General features: G+C 75.3%; 24 protein-coding genes and 1 pseudogene. 15 read left to right on the plus strand and 10 right to left on the minus strand.

Annotated elements, in window-relative coordinates:
* Positions 1 to 299 precede the first annotated feature (299 nt).
* The 7 genes from ACGF13_RS23115 to ACGF13_RS23145 all read left to right on the plus strand — a co-directional run bounded on the left by ACGF13_RS23115 (position 300) and on the right by ACGF13_RS23145 (position 8,897).
* The gene (locus tag ACGF13_RS23115) at positions 300 to 1,832 is read left to right on the plus strand and encodes a flavin monoamine oxidase family protein (protein WP_392877994.1); all 1,533 of its coding nucleotides are present in this window, start codon (positions 300 to 302) and stop codon (positions 1,830 to 1,832) included.
* A complete protein-coding gene (locus ACGF13_RS23120; RefSeq protein ID WP_392877996.1) occupies positions 1,829 to 3,256 on the plus strand; it encodes a glutamate-cysteine ligase family protein in 1,428 nt (475 codons plus the stop codon). The genes ACGF13_RS23115 and ACGF13_RS23120 overlap by 4 nt, the downstream gene beginning before the upstream one ends.
* Before the next feature lie 165 nt (positions 3,257 to 3,421).
* On the plus strand, positions 3,422 to 3,661 hold the full coding sequence (locus ACGF13_RS23125; RefSeq protein WP_392877998.1) for a hypothetical protein: 240 nt from the start codon (positions 3,422 to 3,424) through the stop codon (positions 3,659 to 3,661).
* A 139-nt stretch (positions 3,662 to 3,800) separates the two neighbouring features.
* Positions 3,801 to 5,003, plus strand: a complete 1,203-nt coding sequence (locus tag ACGF13_RS23130) for an MFS transporter (protein WP_392878000.1) — start codon at positions 3,801 to 3,803, stop codon at positions 5,001 to 5,003.
* A 214-nt stretch (positions 5,004 to 5,217) separates the two neighbouring features.
* Positions 5,218 to 5,955: a class I SAM-dependent methyltransferase gene (locus tag ACGF13_RS23135; protein WP_392878002.1), complete on the plus strand. Its 738-nt coding sequence runs from the start codon at positions 5,218 to 5,220 to the stop codon at positions 5,953 to 5,955.
* A 299-nt stretch (positions 5,956 to 6,254) separates the two neighbouring features.
* On the plus strand, positions 6,255 to 7,580 hold the full coding sequence (locus ACGF13_RS23140; protein WP_392878004.1) for an MFS transporter: 1,326 nt from the start codon (positions 6,255 to 6,257) through the stop codon (positions 7,578 to 7,580).
* A 213-nt stretch (positions 7,581 to 7,793) separates the two neighbouring features.
* Positions 7,794 to 8,897, plus strand: a complete 1,104-nt coding sequence (locus ACGF13_RS23145; protein ID WP_392878006.1) for an NAD(+)/NADH kinase — start codon at positions 7,794 to 7,796, stop codon at positions 8,895 to 8,897.
* Between the two features lie 62 nt (positions 8,898 to 8,959).
* Here the strand turns inward: ACGF13_RS23145 and gndA are convergent, their stop codons facing one another.
* From gndA to ACGF13_RS23165, 4 genes are all read right to left on the minus strand, one after another.
* Entirely contained in the window at positions 8,960 to 10,399 is a 1,440-nt protein-coding gene (gene gndA / locus ACGF13_RS23150; protein WP_392878008.1) for an NADP-dependent phosphogluconate dehydrogenase, read from the minus strand.
* A gap of 285 nt (positions 10,400 to 10,684) precedes the next feature.
* A complete protein-coding gene (locus ACGF13_RS23155) occupies positions 10,685 to 11,086 on the minus strand; it encodes a pyridoxamine 5'-phosphate oxidase family protein (protein WP_392878010.1) in 402 nt (133 codons plus the stop codon).
* A gap of 97 nt (positions 11,087 to 11,183) precedes the next feature.
* Positions 11,184 to 11,825: an MBL fold metallo-hydrolase gene (locus ACGF13_RS23160; protein ID WP_392878012.1), complete on the minus strand. Its 642-nt coding sequence runs from the start codon at positions 11,823 to 11,825 to the stop codon at positions 11,184 to 11,186.
* Positions 11,822 to 12,907 carry an S-(hydroxymethyl)mycothiol dehydrogenase gene (locus ACGF13_RS23165; protein ID WP_392878014.1) on the minus strand — a complete coding sequence of 362 codons (1,086 nt, stop codon included), beginning with the start codon at positions 12,905 to 12,907 and terminating at the stop codon, positions 11,822 to 11,824. Before ACGF13_RS23165 ends, ACGF13_RS23160 begins: the two co-directional genes overlap by 4 nt.
* Positions 12,908 to 13,596: 689 nt before the next feature.
* Between ACGF13_RS23165 and ACGF13_RS23170 the strand changes: the two genes are divergently transcribed.
* The 3 genes from ACGF13_RS23170 (at position 13,597) to ACGF13_RS23180 (ending at position 16,425) form a co-directional block, all read left to right on the plus strand.
* Positions 13,597 to 14,811 (plus strand): cytochrome P450, encoded by a 1,215-nt coding sequence (locus tag ACGF13_RS23170; protein ID WP_392878016.1) that lies wholly within the window; start codon positions 13,597 to 13,599, stop codon positions 14,809 to 14,811.
* Entirely contained in the window at positions 14,808 to 15,065 is a 258-nt protein-coding gene (locus tag ACGF13_RS23175; protein WP_392878018.1) for a ferredoxin, read from the plus strand. The genes ACGF13_RS23170 and ACGF13_RS23175 overlap by 4 nt, the downstream gene beginning before the upstream one ends.
* 148 nt (positions 15,066 to 15,213) lie before the next feature.
* Positions 15,214 to 16,425, plus strand: coding sequence for an MFS transporter (locus ACGF13_RS23180; protein ID WP_392878020.1), 1,212 nt, complete (start codon positions 15,214 to 15,216; stop codon positions 16,423 to 16,425).
* 9 nt (positions 16,426 to 16,434) lie between these two features.
* Here the strand turns inward: ACGF13_RS23180 and ACGF13_RS23185 are convergent, their stop codons facing one another.
* From ACGF13_RS23185 to ACGF13_RS23195, 3 genes are all read right to left on the minus strand, one after another.
* Complete coding sequence (locus ACGF13_RS23185) at positions 16,435 to 17,349, minus strand: LysR family transcriptional regulator (RefSeq protein ID WP_392878022.1); 915 nt, start codon at positions 17,347 to 17,349, stop codon at positions 16,435 to 16,437.
* Between the two features lie 19 nt (positions 17,350 to 17,368).
* Positions 17,369 to 18,607: a phosphotransferase gene (locus tag ACGF13_RS23190; protein WP_392878024.1), complete on the minus strand. Its 1,239-nt coding sequence runs from the start codon at positions 18,605 to 18,607 to the stop codon at positions 17,369 to 17,371.
* A gap of 466 nt (positions 18,608 to 19,073) precedes the next feature.
* Complete coding sequence (locus tag ACGF13_RS23195; protein ID WP_392878025.1) at positions 19,074 to 19,931, minus strand: PhzF family phenazine biosynthesis protein; 858 nt, start codon at positions 19,929 to 19,931, stop codon at positions 19,074 to 19,076.
* 172 nt (positions 19,932 to 20,103) lie between these two features.
* Here ACGF13_RS23195 and ACGF13_RS23200 point away from each other — a divergent pair, with 172 nt between their 5' ends.
* From ACGF13_RS23200 to ACGF13_RS23215, 4 genes are all read left to right on the plus strand, one after another.
* Positions 20,104 to 20,670 (plus strand): hypothetical protein, encoded by a 567-nt coding sequence (locus ACGF13_RS23200; protein ID WP_392878027.1) that lies wholly within the window; start codon positions 20,104 to 20,106, stop codon positions 20,668 to 20,670.
* A 111-nt stretch (positions 20,671 to 20,781) separates the two neighbouring features.
* Positions 20,782 to 21,585 carry an MBL fold metallo-hydrolase gene (locus ACGF13_RS23205; protein WP_392878029.1) on the plus strand — a complete coding sequence of 268 codons (804 nt, stop codon included), beginning with the start codon at positions 20,782 to 20,784 and terminating at the stop codon, positions 21,583 to 21,585.
* A gap of 7 nt (positions 21,586 to 21,592) precedes the next feature.
* Positions 21,593 to 22,024: a nuclear transport factor 2 family protein gene (locus tag ACGF13_RS23210; protein ID WP_392878031.1), complete on the plus strand. Its 432-nt coding sequence runs from the start codon at positions 21,593 to 21,595 to the stop codon at positions 22,022 to 22,024.
* 126 nt (positions 22,025 to 22,150) lie between these two features.
* Positions 22,151 to 23,413 carry an NAD(P)/FAD-dependent oxidoreductase gene (locus ACGF13_RS23215; RefSeq protein WP_392878032.1) on the plus strand — a complete coding sequence of 421 codons (1,263 nt, stop codon included), beginning with the start codon at positions 22,151 to 22,153 and terminating at the stop codon, positions 23,411 to 23,413.
* A 17-nt stretch (positions 23,414 to 23,430) separates the two neighbouring features.
* Here ACGF13_RS23215 and ACGF13_RS23220 read toward each other — a convergent pair.
* A pseudogene (locus ACGF13_RS23220) lies at positions 23,431 to 23,604 on the minus strand (sheath polysaccharide-degrading enzyme); the annotation flags it as partial.
* Positions 23,605 to 23,989: 385 nt separating this feature from the next.
* Between ACGF13_RS23220 and ACGF13_RS23225 the strand changes: the two are divergent.
* A complete protein-coding gene (locus ACGF13_RS23225; RefSeq protein ID WP_392878034.1) occupies positions 23,990 to 24,406 on the plus strand; it encodes a DUF3592 domain-containing protein in 417 nt (138 codons plus the stop codon).
* 127 nt (positions 24,407 to 24,533) lie between these two features.
* Here ACGF13_RS23225 and ACGF13_RS23230 read toward each other — a convergent pair whose 3' ends face one another.
* Positions 24,534 to 25,214, minus strand: a complete 681-nt coding sequence (locus tag ACGF13_RS23230; protein WP_392878036.1) for a GPP34 family phosphoprotein — start codon at positions 25,212 to 25,214, stop codon at positions 24,534 to 24,536.
* 48 nt (positions 25,215 to 25,262) lie between these two features.
* Positions 25,263 to 25,772, minus strand: a complete 510-nt coding sequence (locus tag ACGF13_RS23235) for a Clp protease N-terminal domain-containing protein (protein ID WP_392878038.1) — start codon at positions 25,770 to 25,772, stop codon at positions 25,263 to 25,265.
* Positions 25,773 to 25,872 lie beyond the last annotated feature (100 nt).

Consider the following 25,872-nt stretch of genomic DNA (forward strand, 5'->3'; position numbering starts at 1 on the left):
GCCGTACGGGCCGGAACGAGCCGGGCACACGGCCCGGCCGGAGCCGGGGGCACGGCCCGGCCCGGGCGGCCGCGCCCGCCGACCGGCTGCGGCATCCGGGTGAGGACGCCCTTCCGAAGACCCGCGAATGGACGGACGGACCTCGGGTAGAAGCCACGAGGCCGCCACGGCCGCTCCATCCCGCCACACCCCCGCCCCGTCACCCGCCCGTCACCCGCATCGGCGTCGCGAAGTGGCATCCGAGGGCAGCCTGGCCAAGGCTGGGCCCGGGGGTCTCGCCTCAGATGGGTACGGTGCCGATGTTCGAAACGAGCTTTGCGTTCCCCCGCTCGCTGCTGCAACCGGTCGCCGGCGCCCGCGGGCGGGTGGCCGTGGTCGGAGCCGGCGTCGCCGGGCTGGTGTGCGCGTACGAGCTGCAGCGCCGGGGCTTCGACGTCGTCGTGTACGAACGGGCCAACCGGCCGGGCGGACGGGTGCGCACCCACCGGTTCTGGGACGGCACCCACGTGGACCTCGGCGCCATGCGCATCCCCGGCAACCACCACTGCGTGCTGCACTACGTCTCCCGGTTCCGGCTGGCGACCCGCCCGTTCGTCAACTCCAACCCGCGCGCCTACTACCACCTGCGCGGCCGGCGGGTCCGGGTGCAGGACGTGGCGTCGCTGTTCCCCGCGTACGAGCTGCGCCCGGCCGAGCGCCAGGCCCCGACCCCGGCGCTGGACCACCTGCTCGGCTCGGTGTGGCGCACCCTGACCGTGGAGCAGCAGCGCCGCACCCTGGAGGGCCACTGGGACGACCCGGCGCTGGAGCGGGCGGCCTCGGTGTCGCTGTGGCAGTTCGTCCACGAGCACCTGTCGCAGGACGCCTGGGACCTCTTCGGCCACGCCAGTGGCCTGGCCCACTACGAGCAGTCCTCGCTGCTGGAGGTGCTGGTCGACTACTTCGGCCTGTTCCACCGCGGGCAGGTCGAGCTGGTCGACGGGCTGGACGCGCTGATCCACGCCTTCGTCGAGTCGCTGCGCCCGGGCACGCTCCAGCTCTCCACCCAGGTCGACGAACTGGCGCTGACCGCGGACGGCGTCCGGCTCCACGGCCGGCGGATCGGCGCCCGGCTGCACGACGACGTCGACTACGTGGTGTGCTGCGTCCCGGCACCCGCGCTCGACCAGATCACCGTCACCCCGGGCCTGCCGCACGCCCAGCGGCACGCCATCCGCGGCATCAGCTACGCGAGCAGCATCAAGACCGTCCTGCACCTCACCCGTCGCCGCTGGGAGCTGGAGGACGGCATCCACGGCGGCGGCAGCTTCACCGACCTCCCGATCCAGCAGTGCTGGTACCCCTCCGACAACGCGGTGCAGGGCAAGGACGGGGTCAACGGCAGCGGCGGCCCGCACTGGGTCGCGCGCGACCCGCTGCGCTCGGCCGAACCGACGGCCCTGCTCGGCGCGTACCTGTGGGGTGCCAACGCCCGCCGCTTCGCCGCGCTGGATCCGGCCGACCGGGACGCGCTGGTGCTGGACTGCCTGGAACGGCTCCACCCGGGCATCACGGCGGACGTGGACGACATCGTGCACTGCAACTGGGACGTGCAGAGCGGCATGGGCGGCGGCGCGTTCGCCCATCTGACGCCCGGCGAGCACAGCCGCTACCTGAGCGTGCTCGGCTCCCCGTACCCGGCGGAGCGGCCGCGGGTCTTCTTCGCCGGAGAGCACCTGTCCGGCGCCCACGCCTGGTGCCAGGGCGCGGCGCAGTCCGCCCTCGGCGCGGTGGGCGCGCTGCTCGACCGGGCGGGGCACCCCCGGGTCGTCACCCGGGTGGGGGCGGTGTGACGGTCGCCGACCCCGGCCCGGCGCTGGGCACCGCATCCGGCCCCGCAGCCGCCCCGGAACCGGAACCGGGCCCGACCCCCGCCCCGGCACTCGGCCGGGCCGAGTTGCTCGCCCCGTTCCGGCCCGGCCGTGGTGAGCTGGTCGGCATCGAGGTCGAGTGCGGCCTGGTCGACCCGGCCACCGGGCTGGCCGCCCGCTACGCCGGCGAGAACGGTGTGCTGGCCGTCCTGGAGGCGGTGCTGGCCCGGTGGGGCGGCGAGCCGCAGGAGGACGCCGGGCGACTGACCGGGGTACTGCTCCCGGACGGCAGCCAGATCACCCTCGAACACGGCGGCCAGCTGGAGTACTCCTCCACGCCCGCGCCCTCGGTGGCCAAGGCGGTGGACGACATGCGCGCCGCACTGGAGCAACTCGCCGAACTGGTCGGCCGGTTCGGCCTCGCCCTGCTGCCCGGCGCCTACCTGCCCTTCGACCGGCTCGCCGACATGCAGTGGGTGCCGATGACTCGGGGCGCCATCATGCGGGACTACTTCACCGGACTGGGCGAGCCCGGCAGCCGCGCCCGGTACGTGATGGCGCTGTCGCTGTCCACCCAGGTGACCCTGGACTACCTCTCCCCCGCCGACTTCACCCGGAAGCTGCGGATGCAGATGGCCGCCGCCCCGGTGGTCTCCGCAATGCTCGTCAACTCACCGCTCCAGGAGGGGAGTTCCTCCAGCGGGCGACTGTCCCACCGGTGCTGGGCCTGGCAGCGGATGGACCCGCGCCGGGGCGGAGTGCTGCCGCCCGCGCTGCGCCCCGACGTCACCGTCGAGTCCGTCGTCGACTGGGCGCTCGGCATCCCGCTGATCCACTACCGCACCCCGGACGGCCGCTACCACCCGGCGCCCCCGGAGCGCACCTTCGCCGAACTGCTCCGGCACGGCTACCCGGACGGCTCGCGCCCGACCCCGGCGCACTGGGCCGCCCACCTCAACCAGCTCTGGACCAACACCAGGGTCCGCAACACCCTGGAGCTGCGCGCCTCGGACGGCCCGCCGTACCCGTTCATCCCCGCCGTCCCCGCGCTCTGGGCCGGGCTCAGCTACCACCCCGAATCCTGCGACGCCGCCTGGGAGTTGCTCCGCCGTCACACCCTGCACGACCACCGGGCCGCACTCGCCGAACTGCCCGCCCTCGGCCTGGCCACCCGGCTCGGCGGAGACCCGGTCCGCCCGCTGGCCGCCGAACTGCTGCGGCTGGCCCGGGCCGGCCTCGCCGCCCGGATCGCGGCCGGCCTCGAACCGCCGCACGTGCTCGGGTACCTGGACCCGCTGGAGGAGGTCCTCGCCACCGGCCGGACCTTCGCCGAACAGTGCCGCGAGCGCTGGCACGGCGAACTGCGCCGCGACCCGGCCCGCTACGTCGCCGCGTACCGGGTCTGAGGCACCGGCGGACCACCGGCCGACCACGTGGAGGGCACCTCCGCGTCAGCAGGTCGTCAGCGGAGTGTCAGCAGTGCGTCAATCCGGGCCCCGGCGGGCGCGGGCGGGCGGAAGCTGGACCCATCACACCTGCAAGCCCCGCAGGTCGTCCCGGAGGTGAGCCGCATGTCCGTCCCCGCCACGTTCCATTCCGTCCTCCCCGACGTGCGCCGCCACGGCCTGCGCACCGCCGTCACCCGGGTGCTGGACCGCCTCGCCGCCAGCCCGCTCGACAACACCGTGCTCGGCGCGATCGGCACGCCCCGCCCGTCCGCCCGCCCGGCCGGGCCGCGCGCCCGGTGGCACCCGGTGGCCCGGCCGGACGGCACCACCGCCCCCGAAGCCGCCTGGCACCCGGACCGCTGAGGCCGCCGGGCGCCCGTTCGTGCCCGTCCGCGACCGGCGGCGACCGGTCCCGGACGGGCGCCGGGCGCGGACAACCATTCGGCGCAGCGCTCCCCCGCACGGCACGGCCCCGGTCCGGGGCCGCACCTATGGTGGGCGAATGACCGATCGTCGGACCGCCCGGCCTGGCGTCGCCCGGGTGGGCCACCTCGTCGCCGCCGCCGCTTTCGCCGTCTGCATGACGGGCACCACCCTGCCCACCCCGCTCTACGGGCTGTACCAGGAGAAGCTCGGCTTCTCCGAGCTGACGGTGACGGTCGTGTTCGCGGTGTACGCCTTCGGCGTCATCGGCGTGCTGCTGCTGGTCGGCAACGTCTCGGACACCGTCGGGCGCCGGCCCGTGCTGCTCTGCGGGCTGGCCTGCTCGGCCGCCAGCGCCGTGGTCTTCATGGCCGCCGACAGCGTGGCCGTGCTCTACCTGGGCCGCCTGCTGTCCGGGTTCTCGGCGGGCCTGTTCACCGGCACCGGGACGGCGTACGTGCTGGAGCTCGCCCCGCCCGGGCACCGGGCCCGGGCGGGCTTCGTCGCGACCGCCGCCAACATGGGCGGACTCGGCTGCGGACCGCTGCTGTCGGGCGTGCTCTCGCAGTACGCGCCGCACCCGCTGGTACTGCCGTTCGCCGTGCACCTGGGCCTGGTCACCGCTTCCTTCGCGCTCACCCGGCTGCTGCCGGAGACGGTTGCCGGGGCCCGCCCGCTGCGCACGGCCCGGCCCAACCGGCCGAGCCTGCCGCCGGAGGTCCGCCGGGTGTTCGTGCCGGCCGCGGTCGCCGCCTTCGCCGGATTCTCCCTGCTGGGCCTGTTCACCTCCGTCAGCCCCGCCTTCCTCGCCACCGACCTGGGCGTCCACAACCGCGCGGTGGTCGGCCTGGTGGTCTTCACGGTCTTCTTCGCCTCCACCCTCGGCCAGCTCCTGGTGCCCCGGCTCGGTACCGCCCGGGCGATCCCGCTGGGCTGCCTGGTGCTGATCGCCGGGTTGGCGCTGCTGGCCGGCTCGCTCGCCCGGGAGGTCCTCGCCCTGCTGGTGCTCAGCGCCCTGGTGGGCGGCGCCGGCCAGGGCATGGGCCTGCGCGGGGCGGTGGGCGAGGTGGCGGCGGCCGCCCCCACCGAACACCGCGGCGGCGCCCTCTCGGCGCTGTTCGTGGTCGCCTACTTCGGCATCTCGATCCCGGTCATCGGGGTGGGCCTGCTGACCGGGCCGCTCGGCCTGGCCCAGGCGGGCCTGGTCTTCGCCGCCTGCATGGGCGTGCTCGCCGCCGTCTCCGGCCTCTACCTGCTGCGCCAGGCGCGCACCGCGAGCTGACGCGCGCGCACCGGCCCGCGCGCGAGCCCGCACTGCCCCGCACCGGCCCGCGCGCCGACCAGCACGCCGCAGGCCGTCCCGCGCGCCGCCGTACGCGCCCGCCGTACGCCACCCGCGCGCGAACGCCGCCGGCCGCCCGTACGCGCTTGCCGCCCACGCCGGGGACCGATAGACACGAGCCAGACACCTTGCGTGACACCCGGAGGTTCCCACCATGACCGTGACGAGTCGCTACCTGGGCGCCTGGGAGGGCTTCTGGCGTGATGCGCCCGAGGAACCGGGCTCGGTGATCTGGGACGCGGAACCGGCCCTCGGCGCCGAACGCCACCTCACGCTGTTCCGCCCCCACCTGGCCGACCCCGCGCTGCCCGTCGTCGACCTGGGCTGCGGCAACGGCACCCAGACCCGCTTCCTCGCCGAGCGCTTCCCCGTCGTCCTCGGGGTCGACCTGTCCGCCGCCGCGCTGGACCTCGCCCGGCGGGGCGACCCGGCCGGGCGGGCCGAGTTCGCCCGGTTGGACGCCACCGAAACCGAGGCCGTCCGGGAGCTCCACCACCGCCTCGGCGACGCCAACGTGTACGTGCGCGGGGTGATCCACCAGAGCGAACCGGCCGACCGCCCCGGGGTGGTCGAAGCCGTTCGCATCCTGCTCGGGGCGCGCGGTCGGGCCTTCGTGTTCGAGCTCGCCGAGGCGGCCAAGGGCGTGCTGGCCGAACTCGCCCGCGGGCCGGCCGGACCGCCCCCGAAGCTGCGCCCGGTGTTCTCGCACGGGCTCGCCCCCGCCGGAGTCGCCGACTCGGCCTTCCCCGAGCTGTTCCACGCCGCCGGCCTGGACGTCCTCGCCACCGGTGAACTGCCGCTGGCCACCACGGAGTCCGGCCCCGACGGCACCCGGATCGAGCTGCCCGCGCACTGGCTGGTCGCCGGGCCGCGCGGTTCCGCGCCGGCCTAGAGGGCGTGTCCGACAATTCGCGCCAGGCGTGCGACGGGAATGGTCGGACACGCCCCGGCCCGCAGGGCCGGGCGAGCGGGAACCCGACGATCCGCCGGCTTTCGGCCATCCTCCGTGTCCGGTCGGACCCTCCGGCCGGGCCGCGCCGACGGCCCGGCCGTTCCCGATCTCCGCTGGTCAGCATCAGCCCCCCGGCGAGCCGCTCAAGTCCCCTGGAGCACCGGGAGATTGGCGCAATCGTGCAGGAGGGGCGGCAAAAGCGGGCAGGCGGACGACCCTGCCGTGTTTTGCTTCCCCGCATGGGATCTTCCACGGCCGAGGGGTCGTCCGTACCGGCGGAGTCCGGCCCGCCCACGACAGCGCCCCCGGCCCCGGAACCCGTACCGCTGCGCCGGCACCGTCCACTGCTGCTGCTCGTCACGGAGCAGCTGAGCAGTTCGGTGGGACGCCAGGTCACCGCACTGGCGCTGCCGCTGCTGGCCATCGCCCACCTGCGCGCCGGCCCGCTCGGCGCCTCCGCGCTGCTGGCGATGACCTACCTGCCCGGCGTCCTGCTCAGCCCGCTGATCGGCGTCGCCGTCGACCGGGCCCGGTTGCGCCGGATGCTGGTCTCGGTGTCCTGGCTGCAGGTCCCCGCCGTCGGCAGCGTGCCGCTCGCGGCCGCGCTGGACGGCCTGACCTGGCCACATCTGTTCACCGCGGCCGCCGCCTCCGGGGCGCTGGGCTCCGCCCAGAGCGTCGCGCTGCAGTCCTGCCTGCCCCGGGTGGTGCCCGCGGAGCGCCTGCTGCCGGCCAACTCCTCGCTCACCGGGGCCAGGACCATCGGCCTGATCGGCGGGCCGGCACTCGGCGGCCTCCTGATCGGCGTGGTCGACCCGGCCCCCGCGCTGCTGGTCGAGTGCGCCGCCTACCTCCTCGGCGGGGCCCTCTTCCTCGCGCTGCCGGCCTCACTGAACCGCCCCGCGCACGAGGCCGACCACGGCGCGCGGTCCCGACTCGAAGCCCTGCGGGAGGGCCTCGCGGTCATCCGGCGTGAGACCCTGCTGCGCCGCCAGGCCCTGGCCGCCGCCGGGCTCAACCTCGGCGGCGGCGCCGGCGCCGGGCTGTTCGTGCTGTACGCCGAGCGGGAGCTGCGACTGCCCGCGTGGCAGCTCGGCGCGGTCTACGCCGCGTACGCCGTCGGCATGGGCACCGGCGTACTGGTCGCGGCCTCCGTCACCCGGGCGCTGGGCATGGCCCGGGCCATCCGGCTGTGCGCGGTCGGCGCGGGGGCCGCCCTCTTCCTCATCCCGGCGGCCTCCCTGGGCTTGTCCTTCCCGGTGCTGGTGCTCTACCAGCTGCTGTTCGGACTGCTGGCCACCATCTGGTCGATCGCCATGACCACCGGGCGCCAACTCGTCACCCCCGCACACCTGTTGGGCCGCGTCAACGCCTTCCTCCAGGCGGTGCTGACCGCCACCCTGCCGGTCGGCGCCTTCGTCGGCGGGTGGCTCGCCGCCCGGGTCGGCATCGTGCCGGTGCTGGTCGGGGCGGCGGCCGTCGCCCTGGCGGGCGCGAGCAGCCTCTGGTTCCCGCGCGACATGCTGGCCGGGATCGAGCGGGCGGCCGGGCAGAAGGCCGCCTGAGCCCCGTCACCCTTCGTACCGGGCCGTGGGGAGTCCGACGGCACCGGGCCCGGGGAACCCGACGGCACCGGCCTTTACGGGCCCGACGGCACCGGGCCGTGGGAGCCCGACGGCGGGGCCGGTCCGGGCCCCTGGGGCGGGGACGAGTCGCCGTGGCTGCCGGCCCGGGCGCATCCTGGAGAGGACCCCACCCCTCGCCTGGGAGGACACGCCATGGCGGTCCACCGCCTCGGACTCGTCGTGCACAAGGGGCGGCCCGAGGCCGTGGCCGCCTCGGACCTGGTCCGGGCCTGGTGCGACGACCACCGCGTTCCGTGCGCCGAGATCGACGTGTGGAACCCGGGCGTCCAGCGACGCAGCGCCGGGGCGGAGATGGCCGCCGCCGGGGATCCGGACCTCATCGTCACGTTGGGCGGCGATGGAACCTTTCTGCGCGGCGCGCGCCTGGCGGCGCACAACGGCTCGCTGCTGATCGGCATCGACTTCGGACACGTCGGCTTCCTCACCGAGGTGCCCGCGCGGGACGTGCTCCAGGCCCTGGACGCCGTCCAGGAGTCCCGCACCACGGTCGAGGAGCGGATGCTGCTCACCATGCGCGCCTCCCGACCGCTGTCGCCGCCCGAGGAGGAGGGCCTGGCGCAGTTCTACGGCCGCCGGCCGGCCCTGCCCCCGCCGCAGGTGCGCCCGGGCTGCGATGCCGGCGGGGGCTGGGGGGTTGCCCTCGACCTGCTCGGGCTGAACGAGGTCGTCGTGGAGAAGTTCGCCCGGGACGGCCGGGTCGCCGCCGCGGTCTACTTCGCCGGGCGGCTGCTCGCCTCCTACGCGGGCGACGCGCTGCTGGTGGCGACCCCGACGGGCTCGACCGCGTACAGCTTCGCCGCGGGCGGGCCGGTGGTCTCGCCCCGGGCGGAGGTCCTCGTCTTCACCCCCGTCGCGGCGCACATGGTCTTCGAGCGCTCGGTCCTCACCGCACCGGACGAGCCGATCGCCATGCGCCTGCTGCCGCACTCCGGCAGCGCGGCGGTCAGCGTGGACGGCCAGCTCCGCGGCGTGCTGGACCCCGGTGACTGGATCGGCGTCTACGCCGCGCCGACCCGGCTGCGGGCGGTCCGGCTGGGGCCGACCGACTTCTACGGCCGCCTGCGCACGCGGCTGCGGCTGACCGACGCGCCCGCCGCCGCCGACGACGGCGAGGTGCCGCCGGTCTGGCCGCTGACCGCTCCGCCGCCGCACGACCTGGACCACCTCAACCTGCCCACGCTGCAGAAGGGCAGGAACCTCCCGTCCGTGGTGCGCCGGGCCGACGGCGTTGCCTGACCCGCCGCGCCCCCGCGGGAAGCGGCCCGAGCGGGCCGCGCCTACGCGGTCGCCCCGGGGCCCTACGCCGTCACCTCGGGGCGGCCGGGCTCGGCCCAGCGGGTGTGGAAGCTGCCCGGACGGTCCGTGCGGCGGTACGTGTGGGCGCCGAAGAAGTCGCGCTGCCCCTGGATCAGGGCGGCCGGCAGGTGCTCGCTGCGCAGGGTGTCGTAGAAGGCCAGCGCGGCGGAGAACGCCGGTACGGGGATGCCGTGCTGGGCCGCGCCGGCCACCACCGTGCGCCAGGCCGCCTGGGCGTCGGAGACCTCCGCCGCGAACTGCTCCTCGGCGAGCAGGCTGACCAGGTCGGGGTTGGCGGCGTGGGCGGCGCGGATCCGGTCGAGGAAGGCGGCCCGGATGATGCAGCCGCCGCGCCAGATCCGCGCCACCGCGCCCAGGTCGATGTCCCAGCCGTACTCGGCCGCGCCGTCGCGGATCATGGTCCAGCCCTGGTCGTAGGCGATGACCTTCGACGCGTAGAGGGCCTGCTCGACGTCCCGGGTGAAGCGCTCGGCCTCGTGCGGGCGCAGCTCCTGGCGGGTGCCGCCGGGCAGCGTCCGGTAGGCCGCGCGCAGCTCGGACCGGGAGGAGGCGACCCGGGCGAAGGTGGCCTGGGCGATGGCGGTGACCGGGGAGCCGAGGTCGAGGGCGGTCTGGACGGTCCAGCGCCCGGTGCCCTTCTGCTCGGCGGCGTCCTGGACGATGTCGACGAAGGGCCGGCCGGTGGCGGCGTCGGTGTGGGCGAGGACCTCGGCGGTGATCTCGATCAGGTAGGAGTCGAGCCGGCCCTTGTTCCAGTTCCGGAAGATCTCGGCGATCTCGGCGGGGGCGTAGCCGCCGACCTCCCGCAGCAGGTGGTAGGCCTCGGCGATGAGCTGCATGTCGGCGTACTCGATGCCGTTGTGCACCATCTTCACGAAGTGGCCGGCCCCGTCGGTGCCGATGTGGGTGCAGCACGGGTCGCCGTCCACGTGGGCGCTGATCTTCTCCAGCATCGGGCCGAGGACGGCGTAGGACTCGGCGGAGCCGCCGGGCATGACCGAGGGGCCGTGCAGCGCGCCCTCCTCCCCGCCCGAGACGCCGCTGCCGACGAAGTGGATGCCGCGCTCGCGCAGCGCCCGCTCCCGGCGGCGGGTGTCGGCGAAGTGCGCGTTGCCGCCGTCGATGATCATGTCGCCCGCCTCCAGCAGCGGGGCGAACTCCTCGATGACCTCGTCGGTGGGCTGACCGGCCTTCACCATGATCAGCAGCCGGCGGGGACGCTCCAGGGCGGCCACCAGCTCCTGCGGCGACCGCGCCGGGACGAACGCGCCCTCGTGGCCGAACTCCTCGATCAGCGCCTCGGTCCGTCCCGCGGTCCGGTTGTGCACCGCGACCGTGTAGCCGTTGCGGGCGAAGTTCCGCGCCAGGTTGCGGCCCATCACCGCAAGCCCCGTCACGCCGATCTGTGCGGATGCCTCCATGGCGGCTGCTTCCTTCCTCGGGGGTTCCCGGCGGGCCGGAAGGGCCGCGCCGCGGCCTGGGCCGGCCGTTTCCACCCGCCGGCGCGCTGCGCGCACAGCACCGGGCGCCCGGGGCGGGCGATCCTCATGCTCACCGGCGGCGCCCGGCGCCCGCGCGGGGAGCTGACCCGTTCAGGTGCCGCCGGGATCGGTCGGAGCCGCGCGGAACGCTCGTTCCGGAAGCGGGAACGAGCGTTCTCGGGAACGGTCGTTCCCAGGAACGGCCACTCCCGGGAGCGGGCTTTCTCAGGCCCGGCCGAGGACGCGGTCGACGGCGATCTCGATGACCACCCGGTCCGGGTTGACCCGCGGCTCCCGGTAGCGCTCGGCGTAGCGGCGCTCCGCCTCGGCGACCTGCTCGGGCTCGTCGCGGACCACCGCCACGCCCTCCAGGGTCGACCAGCGGGCCCGGTCCACCTGGCAGACCGCGACCCGCAGGCCCTCGGACCCGGCCTCGGCGACGTTGCGGGCCTTGCGGCTGGTACGGCTGGTGATCACCCGGGCGGTCCCCGTCTCCGGCTGGTACGTCACACCGACCGGCACCACGTGCGGCGTGCCGTCCGGGCGGATGGTGGTCAGCGTGGAGATGTGCCGCTCCCGCCAGAAGGCGAGGAAGGATTCGTCGAGGTCGCGCGGGTCGTGGGCCATGGTCGCGATGGTACGGCCCCCGCGGAACGCGCGTTCCGCGGGGGCCGTACGGGCCGTACAGGCCGGGCGGGCAGTACGGGCGTGCCCGCGCGATCCGTCAGTGGCCGCGCGCGATCCACTCCGGCAGGGCCGGGGCCTCGGCGCCGATGGTCGTCGGGTCGCCGTGGCCGGTACGCACCACGGTCTCGGCCGGGAGCGTCAGCAGCCGCTCGCGGATCGAGTCGACGATCGTCGGGAAGTGCGAGAACGACCGGCCGGTGGCGCCGGGGCCGCCCTGGAACAGGGTGTCGCCGGTGAAGACGGTGCCCAGCCCGGGTGCGTACAGGCAGACCGCGCCCGGCGCGTGGCCCGGCGTGTGCAGCACCGTCAGCTCGGTGCCGGCCACCTCGATCCGCTGGCCGTCGGCCAGTTCGCCGTCCGGCAGCCGCTCGGGGTGGGTGAGCTTCCACAGCGGCAGGTCGTCGGGGTGCAGCAGGATCGGCGCACCGGTGCGGGCGGCGAGGGCCGGGGCCGCGTCGATGTGGTCGTTGTGCGCGTGGGTGGAGACGATCGCCAGCAGCCGGCGCCCGCCGAGCGCGGACTCGATGGCCTCGGCGTCGTGCGCGGCGTCGATCACCACCGCCTCCTCGTCGTTCCCGACGATCCAGACGTTGTTCTCCACCTCCCAGCTGCCGCCGTCGAGTTCGAAGGTCCCGGCGGTCACCAGCCGGTCGACGCGCGCCGTGCCGCTCTCGCTCACAGGACCACCACCGAGCGGAGGACGTCGCCCTGGTGCATGCGATCGAAGGCCTGCTCGACCTTGTCGAGCTCGATGGTCTCGGTGACGAAGGCGCCGAGGTCCAGGCGGCCCTGGAGGTAGAGGTCGATCAGCATCGGGAAGTCGCGCGAGGGCAGGCAGTCGCCGTACCAGGAGGACTTCAGCGCGCCGCCGCGGCCGAAGACGTCGAGCAGCGGCAGCTCCAGCGTCATCTCCGGGGTCGGCACGCCGACCAGGACGACGGTGCCGGCCAGGTCGCGGGCGTAGAAGGCCTGCTTGTAGGTCTCCGGCCGGCCGACCGCCTCGACCACGACGTCCGCGCCGTTGCCGCCGGTCAGCTCGCGGATCGCCTCGACCGGGTCGGTGGTGCGGGAGTTGACGGTGTGGGTGGCGCCCAGCTTGCGGGCGGTCTCCAGCTTGCGGTCGTCGATGTCCACCGCGATGATCTTCGCCGCGCCCGCCAGCCGGGAGCCCATCACGGCCGCGCCGCCGACGCCGCCGCAGCCGATCACCGCGACCGAGTCGCCCCGGCCGACGTTGCCGGTGTTGATCGCGGCGCCGAGGCCCGCCATCACGCCACAGCCCAGCAGGCCGGCGACGGCCGGCTCGGCGGCCGGGTCCACCTTGGTGCACTGGCCGGCCGCGACCAGGGTCTTCTCGGCGAACGCGCCGATGCCCAGCGCCGGGGACAGCTCGGTGCCGTCCAGCAGCGTCATCTTCTGCTTGGCGTTGTGGGTGTTGAAGCAGTACTGCGGGCGTCCCCGCTTGCACGCGCGGCACTGGCCGCACACCGCGCGCCAGTTGAGGACCACGAAGTCACCGGGCTCGACCTCGGTGACGCCCTCGCCGACCGACTCCACGATGCCCGCGGCCTCGTGGCCGAGCAGGAACGGGAACTCGTCGTTGATGCCGCCCTCCCGGTAGTGGAGGTCGGTGTGGCAGACGCCGCACGCCTGGATCCGGACCACCGCCTCGCCCGGGCCAGGGTCCGGCACCACGATCGTGGTCACCTCCACGGGAGCGCCCTTGGCGCGCGCGATGACTGCCTTGACCTGCTGGGGCATCCGATTCCACCTCCGTCGGCCGGTGCGACTCTGCACCGGCGTGACCTGCGACAAAAGACTGCAAGACGAACTGCCCACGAAGCGTATCGCCCACCCGCCGACCACCTGCGGAGCGCCCGGGGCGATCCGGTGTGACGCGGTGTGATACGGCGCACCGGACGTCTCGACGGCGGCTTCGACGCCGTTCGACGCCCCGGCACTTTCGGCACTTCCGGCACTTCCGGCGCCGTCGCGTCGGCTCACGGGCGCTCAGCCGGCATGTGCCCGCCGGGTATCCACCGAGGGCCCGGCGACAACCCGGCGCGGCGGAGACGACGGGGGCGCACAAGTGGCACTGAGCGCCTGTCAGCCCCTCTCGAAGTGCCCGGAAAGCACCGGCGTTGGCTGGAAGTGCCGCAGACGGGCGCCCGCCGCCCACGTACGGTCGTAGCTGAGACGGTCCACGCGACCACGCTCAGCACACCCGCACCACCCGTCGGCGCGCGACCGCGAGCCGGTCGCGCCGGGTGCGTACCGACCGTGCGCGCCCGCACATTTCGCGCCACACCCTCCGCAGGAGCCCGACCGAACCCGGCCCTTGTCGAGCCGCCAGCCGGCCGCATCACCCGTCCCCCGCCCCGCACCATCCCCGGATTCACCCTCCGTCGGGTCACGTTCCGCGGCCCACCACCCTGGAGTCTGGAGTACGGATGTCCACCGAGAACAGTGCGACCAGCGCCGGCCCCGCCCCGCTCCCCCCGCTGCACTGCATCCGCCTGCTCGAACCCGGTCCGCCCCGCCTCGCCGCGCTGCCCACCGGCACGCCGGTCTGGCTGGTCAGCCGACACGCCGACGTGCGCCAGGTGCTGACCGACCCGCGGCTGGGCCGCGCCCCGCTCTACGCGCCGGACGCCCCGCCGATCGCGGTCACGCCCAACATCCTGGACGACCCCGACGGCATGCTGAACATCGACGGCGCCGAGCACCAGCGGCTGCGCCGCACCGTGCAGCGCGCCTTCACCCCGCGCGCGATCGAACGCTGGCGGCCCTGGGTGGCCTCGGTGGTCGAGTCGCTGATCGACGAGCTGATCGACCACGGCTCCCCGGCCGACATCATCGCCGCCTACTCCCGCCCGCTGCCGGTCGCGGTGATCAGCCGGCTGATGGGCCTGGACAACCTGGACGGCAAGCGGCTCGCGCACTGGAGCGACCACGCGCTCTCCGCCACCGCCTACAGCGCCGAGGAGATCGGCACGGCGATGACCGAGTTCGCCGCCTTCGGCGCCGAGGTGATCGCCGAGCGCCGGGCCGCCCCCGGCGAGGACCTGGTCAGCGGCCTGCTCGCGGCCGCCGCCGAGGACGGCTCGATCACCGAGGGCCAGCTGGTCCTGCTGGTCATCGGCCTGGTCGTGGCAGGGCACGAGACCACCATGACCAGCCTGGGCAACGCCCTGGTCTACCTGCTCCAGGACGGCCGTGAGGCCTGGCAGCGGCTCGCCTCCGACGAGGCCAGCGCCACGGTCGCGACCGAGCAGCTGCTGCGCGCCGTCCCGCTGGGCGACCGCCAGGAGCGCATGCCCGGACTGCTGCGCCGCACCGTCGAGGACGTCGAGATCGGCGGCGTGGTCATCCCGGCCGGCAGCGTGGTCGCCGCCGACCCGGCCGCCGCCAACCACGATCCGGAGGTGTTCGCCGGGGACCTGCCCGCCGAGCTGTTCTCCCCGCTGACCGGCCCCACGCTCACCTTCGGCGCCGGACCGCACCACTGCCTGGGCGCCTGGCTCGCCCGGATGGAGCTGGAACTCGCCCTGCACCGGCTGGCCCGCCGCCTGCCCGCCCTGCGGCTGGCCGACCCGGTCGAGCGGATCGACTGGCGGCGCGGCCTGCTCACCCGCAGCCCCAACTCCCTGCAGGTGGCCTGGTGACGGGCCGCGCGGACACCGAGCCGGTGGTCGTCCGGGTCGACCGGGACCGCTGCATCGGCTCCGGGATGTGCGCCCTCAGCGCCCCCGACTCGCTGGTCCTCGGCGCCGACGGGCTGGCCGCGCCGCTGGCCGCGTACGCGGACGGCGGCGCGGAGTTGACGGACGGGCTGAGCGAGGCGGTGGACTACTGCCCGGTCGAGGCGCTCAGCCTCCACTCGGCCCGCGGCGGCTACCGGATCGCCCCCGCGGAGTGAGTCCGACCCGGGTGGTGCCCGCCACGACGAACCGCGGCGGGCACCATCCGGAACGCCTCTCCCGGCAGGGCGATCGATGAGCCCTGCTCATAGGTCGATGAGCTCATCGATCTTGTTCGGCCCTCCCGCCGGCTGGTGAGCTGGCCGCATGACGAACGCCGAAACCCTGGCCCCACCGGCCGGTTCACCGACCGCCCCGCACCGCTGGTCCCCGGTCCTCGCCGTCTCGCTCGCCACCTTCACCGTGGTGTCCTCCGAGATGATGCCGGTCGGCCTGCTCACCCCGATGTCCCACAGCCTCAGGGTGACCGACGGCGTCACCGGCCTCTCCCTCACCGTCACCGGCCTGATCGCCGCCGTCCTCTCCCCCTTCGCGCCACTGCTCGTCGGGCTGCGCGACCGCCGCACCGTCCTGGTCGCCTTCATGCTGCTGCTCGGCCTGGCCGACGCGGTGACGGCGATGGCACCGAACTTCGCGGTGCTGGCCGCGGGCCGCGTCCTGCTCGGCGCCGCCATGGGCATCGTCTGGGGCCTCGCCGCGAGCCTCGGCCCGCGCCTCGCCGACGGGCCGCGCATCGCGCTCGCCATGACGCTGATCTTCTCCGGCGTCTCCATCGCCTCGGTCCTCGGCGTCCCGCTGGGCACCTACCTGGCCGCACTCCTCGACTGGCGCGCCGCGTTCTGGGCGCTCGCCCTGCTCGGTGCCGCCTCCGCCGCCGTGCTCGCCGCCACCCTGCCCGCGCTGCCCGTACCCGAACGCGGACGGCTCGGCGGACTGGCCGGCGCCCTGCGCCACCGGGGCGTCGCCGCCGGGACCGCGATCACCGCCTTCGTCGTGCTCGGCCACTTCGCCGGCTACACCTACGTCCGCCCGGTCCTCGAAGCCGACGCCGGCCTGGGCAGCGGCGCGATCGCCGCCTGCCTGCTGGTGTACGGACTCGCGGGCGTCGCCGGGAACTTCACCCTCGGCCCGCTGTCCGGGCGCCGCCCGAAGACCGCCGTCACCCTCGCGCTCACCGGCGTCACCCTGGCCGCCGCCCTGCTCACGTACGCCACCGGCGTCGTCGCCGTGCTGCTCGTCCTGGTCGTCTGGGGCGCCTCGTACGGCGGGGTGTCGGTCTCCACCCAGACCTGGGTCCGCATCGCCGATCCGGCCCGGATCGAGGCCTCCGCCGCGGTCTGGGCGGGCGTGTTCAACGCGAGCATCGCGCTCGGCTCCTTCGCCGGCGGCCTCGTCGTCGACCGGGCCGGGACCCACGCCGTACTGCTCACCGCGGCCGCACTGGCGGCCCCCGGGCTGCTGCTCACCCTGCTCTCCCGGCCGCACGACGGCGGGCCGAGCGGGCGAAGCGGGCGGTAGCCCCGTGGCTCAGTCGACGTGCCCAGCCAGCAGCTCGACGAACCCGGCCGCCAGCCGGTGCGGGCGCCGCTCGTGCTGGACCACCTCCAGCGCGGTCGGCTCCAGCTCGGGCACCGGCAGGAAGCGGATGTCCGGCCGCCGGACGTACGTCGTGCTGCGCTCGCAGAGCAGCAGGCCCTGGCGGGTACCGGCCACCATCGACAGTCCCGCCTGGAGGGTGGCCGCACCCGCCGAGTAGGCCAACTCCCGCCCGTCCGGCGTCCGTCGGGGCGCGTTCGCCTGCCGCCAGTACTCGGGCGCCGGGCCGCGCGGCTCGATCAGCGGCATGGCGGCCAGCTCGGCGGCGCTCACACCGTCCGCCCCGCCGGGGCTCCGCGCGGCGGAGACCGCCACGTACACCGGCTGCCGGGAGAACTCCATCAGCACCTCAAGTCCAGGCTCCCGGCACGGGGCGAGCACGATCGCCAGGTCGACCTCGCCCCGGGCGAGGTGCGAGAACGGGTCCGCCCACGGCAGTTCGACCAGGTGCGCGGCGCCCTCCGGCAGGCTCGCGACCACCCGGGCGACGGGCTCGTACACCGCGCACTGGAAGCCCAGCCGCAGCGGCCTCGCCGTCGCGGCCCCGGCCCGGGCAGCGTCGTAGCCGTCCCGGAGCCGTTCGAAGGCGGGCACCACCTGCTCGGCCAGCGCCCGCCCCAGCTCGGTCAACTCGACCCGGCGGCTGGTCCGTCGGAACACCGGGGCACCGATCCGGCTCTCCAGGCGCTTGATCAGCTGGGAGACCCGCCCCTGCGAGACACCGAGGAGCTCCGCCGTCCGCCCGAAGTGCAGCTGGTGGACGAGGACGGAGAAGCACTCCAGTTCCTGCAGCGGCAGCTCGGGCAGGACGGCGGAGGCTGCGAGGGCCGGGGGCGGTCGTTCCACCTCGGCAGTCTACGTCCGGCTACCCGGCCGCTCCGCAGGCCAGTACGGCGCGCAGCTCGGCGGCCGGATCGCCCTCGTGGTAAGGGCGTTCGCTCGGCTCGATGTGGTCCAGGAACTCCTGGTAGCGCAGGGCGTAGGACAGGTGGTAGAGGGGCTCGGCGAGTTCGAGGGCGCGTCGCGGGTCGGAGCCGGGGGCGTGGCGCCGCCAGGCCTCCGTCCAGACCCGGACGTGGTGCTGCCAGGCCTCCTCGCCGAGGTAGGCGCGGGGGCGCAGCCCGTCCAGGGCGGGGTGGCCGAGGCAGGAGTCGGCGTAGTCGACGACCACCGTGCCGGTGCCGTCGGAACGCCAGTTGCCGGGGTGGAAGTCGCCGTGCAGCAGGGTCTCGGGCAGGCCGCAGTCGGCGAGCCGGTCCAGCAGTCCGGGGAGGCCGGCGGCGAAGCCGGCCAGGCCGTCCAGCTCCTCGGGCGTCAGGTCGGTCTCCTCGGCGAGCCGGCCCAGCAGGGCCGTCAGCTGGGCGGCCAGGGCGCGGGGGGTGCGGTCGCGCAGGCCGGCCAGGTCGGCCGGGCGGTCGGCGAGCGCGGCCTGGGCGGCGACCAGCCGGGGGACGACGTCGGCGACCGTCCCGGCGGACGGGCTCCAGCAGTCCTCGCCGGGGACGTGGTCGAGCAGCAGCCGCCCGCCGCAGGGGTGGGCGGCGAGGACGGTCGGGACGAGCGCGCGGTCGACGCCGCCGAGCAGCCCGATGACCGCGGCCTCGTCGGCGTTGAAGGCGGGCGTCGTGGTCTTCAGCCAGGCGTCGACGCCGCCGGCGGTGGGGAGGCGGAAGAGACCGGAGAGGTTCCAGGTCCGGATCTGCCGCGCGGGCGCGGCCGGCGCGCGGCCGACGGCGGCCAGCTCCGTCTGCGCCCAGGCCAGTGCCTCCCGCAGGCCCGCGGGCGTGGCCCAGGCGGCGCGGCGTTCGGCGGGCCCGAGCAGCGCGGCCGTCCCGGCTTCCGGGGGGCGGGAGTCGAGCGCCTTCGGCCGCTCCAGCGCCTCGGCGTGGTAGCGCACCCGCCCGCCGTGGCCCGGTTCCTCGCTCCGCCCGTCGACCAGCCGCGCCACCAGCACCGGCACGCCGGCCGCCTCCGTCGCCCGCGCGACCACCTCGTCCACGGAGGACCACCAGCCGAGCTCCACCTCGAAGGGGCCCAACTGCCCGAAGTACTCGTCGCCGTAGGTGAGATCGACCGTCACGGTCCGGTTGCTCGCTCGCTGCATCGGAGCAGCTTCGCCGACGGGGTCGGGCCGACGCCAACGGTTTTCCGGGCGCGCCGACCCCACCGGCCGCACCGAGCGGAGGGCCGCCGCCCGGGCCCGCTCGCGTTTCGCCGCTGCCGCCGCCTGCTCCCGGTCGGACGCGAACAGGAGGTGGACGGCCAGCCCGTCAAGGGCCTCGGCCATCGCCTCCCGCCACTCGGCGAGGCGGCCTGGGTCACTGCCGTCGGGCTCGTGTGACCGCACCGAACGGAGCTGACGGAGCGCTTGCTTGAGCGCGGGGTCGAGCACGCGGACCTCTTTCACGCAGTGGCCCTCCACCTCGGACGCGGCGGCTCACCGGCCCCGCCCGGGGCCGGCCCGGGCCGATGACACGGCGATCGGGCACGGTGGTACCGATGGCGCGGAGCCCCGGGGCGAGGGCGAGTCGGTCGTGCCGCAGCCCCCGCCCTGAGGCCGGCGCGGCGCGCTAGCCGATGGCCACCGCGGTACCCGAGACCCGCACCCGGGTGTCCTCGGCGCGCAGTTCGACCCGCAGCAGGCCCGGGCGGCCCAGGTCGGCGCCCTGGTGGAGCGTCAGCACCGCCGGGGCCTCCACCGCGCCGAGCTCCCGCAGGTACGCGCCGAAGGCGGCCGCGGCGGCGCCGGTGGCCGGGTCCTCGACCACGCCGCCGACCGGGAACGGGTCGCGGACGTGGAAGACCTCGGGGCCCTCCCGCCAGGCGAGCTGCAGGGTGGTCAGGTCGCGGGCGCGCATGAAGTCGGCGAGGCCGTCGAAGTCGTAGTCGAGCCGGGCCAGCCGCTCGCGGGTGGCGACCGGCAGGACGAGGTGCCGGGCGCCCGCGTAGGCGACGCGGGGCGGCAGGGCCGGGTCGAGGTCGGCGGCGGACCAGCCGAGCAGGGCGAGCGCCTGCGCCACGTCGGCCGCCGGCACCTCCTCGACCTTGGGCTCGACGCTGGTCAGGGTGGCGCGCAGCAGCCCGTCGGCTCCGCGCTCGACCTCGACCGGGACCTCCCCGGCCGCGGTCTCGAAGAGGTACTGCCCGGGGCCGGTGCGCTCGGCGACGGCGACGGCGGAGCCGACCGTGGCGTGGCCGCAGAACGGCACCTCGGCGAGCGGGCTGAAGTACCGCACGCGGTAGGACCCTTCGGCCGGGCCGGCGGTCAGGAAGGCGGTCTCGGAGTACCCGACCTCGGCGGCGATGGCGAGCATCCGCTCGTCGGTCAGCCCGGTGGCGTCGAGCACCACGCCGGCCGGGTTGCCGCCCTCGGGGCGGGTCGCGAAGGCGGCGTAGCGGAGGATCTCGGGAGCGGCGTCGTCGGTCATGATCGGACGAACGCGCCGGGCGCGCGGGCTGTTCCCGTCGACGCTGCGGGTGTGCCGTCCGGGCGCGGCCACCGCACCGGTCGCGCCCGCGCTGCCGGGCCCGGCCCGGCGACCGGCGGCGGGGCCGGTCGATCGGACGCGGCCGTCCCGTCCCGGTGGGATGATCTGCGGCATGGCCCTGACCCCGCACCAGCGGCACCTCCGTGACCGGATCATGGCCGCCGAGGTGACCGCCCCGCCGGAGCCGTGGCGGCCGGTGGGCCGTGGGGTGCTCGCGGTCGGCGGGCTGCTCGGCATCGGCTTCGCCGTCCACCCGGAGAGCGGCCACGACCTGGTGCTGACGGTCTCCCACGGCGGCCACGGCCTGTTCGACGCGGTGACCGGCCTCAAGCTGGCCCGTGACCACGAGCCCGCCGAGGACCCGGACGGCCCGGACCTCGCCTGCCCCGGACTCGGCCAGGTCACGGACGTGCGCGTCCCGGTGGCGGGGCTGTGGGGCGGCGGGCTGCACACCGCCGCCGAGGGCGGCTGGCACGTCAGCGTGGCCGCCCCGGAGTGGCCGCACCACCGGGTGCTGCTCGCCAACGGGCGGGGGCCGTGGGAGGGCGAGCACGGCGAGAGCTGGTGGCTGGTCCTGGACGCCGACCGGTCCACCTTCCGGGCGGCCGGCTTCTCCCCGACCGGCCGGACCCTCGCGGTGGCCACCAGCAGCGACCTCGCGCTCTGGACCCGCGGCTAGGACCTGCCCCGCCGATCCTTCCCGGGCCCGTCCGGCTTCCGGATGCGGACGGCGCGCCGAGCGCCGATGCTGGCGGCGAGGCGTGCGCGGCCCGAGGAAGGAAGCCACAACGTGAGTGCTCTCGACTTCGAGATCATCGACAGCCCCGACAGCTCGCTCAACAAGACCTCCGTCCTGGTCACCGGCCCCCACGACGCCCTGCTGGTGGACGCCGGGTTCACCCGCTCCGACGGGCGCCGGCTGGTGGAGCGGGTCAGGGCGAGCGGCAAGCGGCTGACCACCGTCTTCGTCAGCCACGGCGACCCGGACTTCTACTTCGGCGCCCAGGAGGTCCAGGACGCCTTCCCGCAGGCCCGCTTCGTGGCCACCGCCTCGACCGTCGAGCACATCCAGGAGACGTACGAGGCCAAGCTTCGCGTCTGGGCGCACCTGGGCCCCGAGCTGCCCACCCGGCTGGTGCGGCCCGAGGCGCTGCACGGTGACGAGCTGGTCTTCGAGGGCCACCGTTTCGAGCTGCGCGGCGCCGACTTCCACCTGCCGGACCGGCACTACCTCTGGCAGCACCACCACCGCGCCGTGCTGGGCGGGGTGCTGCTCTTCGAGGGCCTGCACGTGTGGACCGCCGACACCCCGACCTCCGCCCAACGGGCCGCCTGGATCGACCTGTTGGACGGCATCGAGGCACTCCATCCGACCTGGGTCGCGGCCGGCCACCGGATCGCCGGCGCGCCCACCGACCTGAACGCCGTCGACCACACCCGCGCCTATCTGCGCGCCTTCGAGACCGAGATCGGCCGGGCCGCGGACGCGGACGCCGCCAAGGAGGCGCTGGAGCGGCGGTTCCCGACGCTGGGGCTGCGGATCGCGGTGGACATCGGCACCAAGGTCGTCATGGGCGAGATGGCCTGGGGGTGAGCGGACGATGATCGAGATCCCCCGGGACGTCGCCTCCTTCGCCGAGTCGCCCTCCCCCGCCGACGTGGTGCGCCGCCAGTACCTGGCCTCCGCCCGAGGCGACCTGGCCGCGCTGCGCTCCACCCTGGCCGAGGACGTGGAGTGGACCGAGATGGCCGGCTTCCCGCTGGCCGGCACCTACCGCACGCCGAAGGGCGTCACCGCCAACGTGATGGAGCGGCTGGCCGCCGAGTGGGACGACTGGACGGCACACGACGACACCTACGTGGTCGACGGGGAGACGGTGGTGGTGCTGGGCCGGTACACGGCCGTCCACAAGGCCACCCGGAAGCCGCTGGCGGTCCGGGTCGCCCACCGCTTCACCGTGCGCGGCGGCCGGATCGTCCGCTTCGAGCAGTTCACCGACACCGCGCTGGTCAGGGACGCGATGACGGCGTGAGGCCCGCCGTGGCCCGCGTTCACCCGTACGGGCGAGCGCGGCGCGGCGCGCCAGGCGCGGTCTCGACAGACCACCCGGACGGCGGCAGGCTGGGCCCGACCACGGCCGGAGAACGAGGAGTCGAGCATGGCGGGCACGGACACCGGGACCACCGGAGCGGGCGGGCGGGAGCGTCCGGTCGTCATCGTCGGGGCGTCCCTGGGCGGTGCGAAGGCGGCCGAGGCGCTGCGCGAGGCCGGGTACCGGGGCGGCATCGTCCTGATCGGCGAGGAGCACGAGCGCCCGTACGAGCGGCCGCCGCTGTCCAAGGGCTACCTGCAGGGCAAGACGCCCCGGGAGAAGATCTACGTCCACCCGCCGCAGTGGTACGCGGAGCACGACGTCACGCTGCGGCTGGGCACGTCGGTGGCCTCGATCGACCCGGCCGGGCACACCGTGACGCTCACCGACAACGGCCAGGTGGAGTACGGCAAGCTGCTGCTGACCACCGGCTCGGTGCCGCGCCGGCTGCCGGTGCCCGGCGCGGACCAGGACGGGGTGCTCTACCTGCGCCGGGCCGAGGACAGCGACCGGATCAAGGAGGCGCTGCGGCCCGGGGCCAGGATCGCGGTGATCGGCGCGGGCTGGATCGGGCTGGAGGTGGCGGCCGCGGCCCGGGAGGCGGGCGCCGAGGTGACGGTGCTGGAGGCGCTCGAACTGCCGCTGCTGCGGGTGCTCGGCCGGGAGGTCGCCCAGGTCTTCGCCGACCTCCACCGGGAGCACGGCGTGGACCTGCGCTTCGGCGTCAAGGTGGCCGAACTGACCGGCGACGGCGGCACGGTGAGCGGTGTGAGGCTCGCCGACGGCACCACGGTGGCGGCCGACGCGGTGGTCGTCGGCATCGGCATCGCCCCCGCCACCGGCCTGGCCGAGGCGGCCGGCCTGGAGGTCGACAACGGCGTCAAGACCGACCAGCACCTGCGCACCTCGGACCCGGACGTCTACGCGGCCGGCGACGTCGCCAACGCCTACCACCCGCTGTTCGGCCGGCACGTGCGGGTCGAGCACTGGGCCAACGCGCTCAACCAGCCGCAGACCGCCGCCCGCGCGCTGCTCGGGCAGCCGGACGCGGTGTACGACCGTGTCCCCTACTTCTTCACGGACCAGTACGACCTCGGCATGGAGTACGTCGGCTACGTCGAGCCGGACGGCTACGACCAGGTGGTGTTCCGCGGCGACCCGGCCACCCGCGAGTTCATCGCGTTCTGGCTCTCCGGCGGGCGGGTGCTCGCGGGGATGAACGTCAACGTCTGGGACGTCACCGACCCGATCCGCGAACTGGTGCGCTCGGGGCGGGTGGTGGACGCCAAGGCGCTGGCCGACCCGAACGTTCCGCTCGACTCGCTGTAGCCGGCGAGCCGCGACGGTCAGCCGACGGGGATGCCGGGGTTCACCAGGCCCCGGCCCCCGGTGACGGTGTTGCCCGCGCCGATCGTGACCTTGCACTTCGCCGCGTCGTAGGCGGTCACGTGGATCGCGTACCGGTCCGGCCCGGTGGCGCCGGTGAGGTCGGAGCGGTTGCCGCGGAAGACGGTGCCGCAGAGCTGGATGGTCTGGCCGGGCGCGGCGGCGGCGAGCGCGCTCTGGAGTTGCTTGGTGGTGCCGACCTTGACCACGGCCGCCTTGACCGCGGCCGCGGGGGCGGCGGAGCCGGCGGCCACGGCCGTGGGGGCGGCCGAGCCGAGGGTGAGGGCGGTGAGCGCGGCGAGGAGGACGGGGACGGCGGGGCGCTGGGGCACGGACGGTGCTCCTTGCGGTGGTCGGGGCCGGCCGGGGTGACCGGGGCCGGTAAATGACAGGAACATGCCTTCGCCAGGGTGGACTGGACCATTCCGGGGCGTCAAGAGCGCCTCGTCCGCGTGATACTGGAGCCCTGGGGGTCTCCGGAGTCCCCGCGGACACGGAGTCGCGGACAGGGAGGCGGCGATGGGCGGCACGGCCGGGTTCGCCGTGGTGGTGTTCGGTGCGCTGGGCGGCGTGGTCGCCTACCTCGCCGGGGTGGTCGGCCTGCGCGAACTGCGGCGGCTGCGCCGGGTCGGCGTCCCCGCACGGGCACTGGTGCGCGAGCGCGCCCCGGCGCCGGAGGACCGCGCGCTGCCGCCGCGGCCGCTGCTCCAGTTCGAGACCAAGGACGGCCGGGTGGTCGAGGTCTTCTCCCCCGTCCCCTCCACCGCCCGCCACCCCCTGCCGGACGGCGGCTTCGTCCCGGTCCGCTACGACCCGGCGGACCCGCGGCAGGTCCTGGTGGACGGGCGGGAGCGCGCGGGGCTGGAGTACGGCTTCCTCGCGCTCGGGGTGCTGGTGGTGCTCGGCTCGATCACCCTCGGCGCCACGGTGCTCTGACCGGGCGCCCGGAACGGGGCATCGGGCCGTGGATCAGGCGGCGCATCGGGCGGGTCGCCCGCGGTCGGACCCCCGGGACGGCGCACCGGGCGGGCCGCGCGGTTCGGTACGCGGCCCGCCCGCACGCTCAGACGGTGGCGGCGGTGGTCGCCGCCACCGTCGCCGCGGTGGTGACGGCGGCCATGGTGAGCTGCATGTTCCGGATCGCCTCGCGGACCGACTCCGCGGCCCCGTCACCGGCGGCGATCTCGGCGAAGCGCGGCTCGACCTGCTTGCGGGGCAGCTCGGGGAAGGCCAGCCGGTGCAGCCGGGAGCCGTGCAGCAGGGCCACCAGGGCGGCGGTGCGCAGGTCCGGCTCCGCGCCGTTCAGCACCGTGGCGGCGAGCCGCTCGCGCAGTTCGCGCTCCACGCCGCCGTCCGCCTCCGGGTAGCGGCGGACCGGGAAGATACCGAGCGCGCGGCGCCGCTCCTCGACCACCAGGCCCCGCTCGCACAGCCGCGCGACGGTGTCGGCGACGGCCGTGGCACGGTCCTTGGTCAGCCAGTCGGCCGCCTTGGCCTTGCCGGAGCGGCGCCCCGCGGCCCACTCGTCGAGCCGGGCCAGCCGACCGTCCAGCAGCGGCTCGTCGGTCGGGGTCCGGTCGGCGACGGTGAGCCGTCCCTCCTCGATCGCGACCCGCTCGGCCAGCACCAGCTCGGCCAGGATGCCGCCCGCGGCGGCCCAGGCGGCGGTGGCGGCGTCCTTCGCCACGCCGGACTCGTCGTCCAGCGAGAGCAGCATCAGCTCCTCGGCGAGGGTGACGTGCATCGGGTGCCCCTTCCTCTCGGTAGCGCGGTTCGCTGCGCCGACGGCGCCTCAACCGCGCAGTGCTTCGACCAGGCGCCGGGCCCTGGTGTCCTCCTCCAGCAACGCCCGGAGCAGTCGATCAGTGCCCTGACCTGCGACGTCGGCGAGGTAGGCCTCGACCGAGCGTGGGTCGGCGGGCAGCGTCACCCCGCCGGAGTCCAGCGCGGCGTGCGCGCGGGCGTAGTCGAGGCCGAGCCCGGCGAGCAGTTCATCGGCGCCGCCCTCCTGCGCCAACTGCGGCTCGTGACAGGCCACTTCGTGTACGGCCAGCAGGGCGAGCAGGACGTGCTCGGTGCCGGGCGTCCGGCGCCCGAGGCGCTCGGCCTGGGCGTCGACCTCCGGCCGGATCCAGGCCGCCGGACCGGACGAGCCCGGCCGCAGCACACGCTTCCAGCGCGGCGCCGGGTTCGCGCGGCGGGCCAGCATCGCCTCCCGGGTGGGGCGCAGCAGCGGGTCGAGGCCGCCACCCCTCGGCATCGCGCCCTCTCGCCCTTCGGGCTCCAGCATGGTCGTGTCCATCGGTCCCTCCCACCACGACGACTTTACTTGGACTATATTCCCGCTTTCCCTTCTCTTGGGAATTCCCCGCACGTCAAGAACGCGTCAGGACTCCTCCGGC

Origin of the sequence: Kitasatospora sp. NPDC048286 (assembly GCF_043201735.1) — a bacterium.
Taxonomy (GTDB): domain Bacteria; phylum Actinomycetota; class Actinomycetes; order Streptomycetales; family Streptomycetaceae; genus Kitasatospora.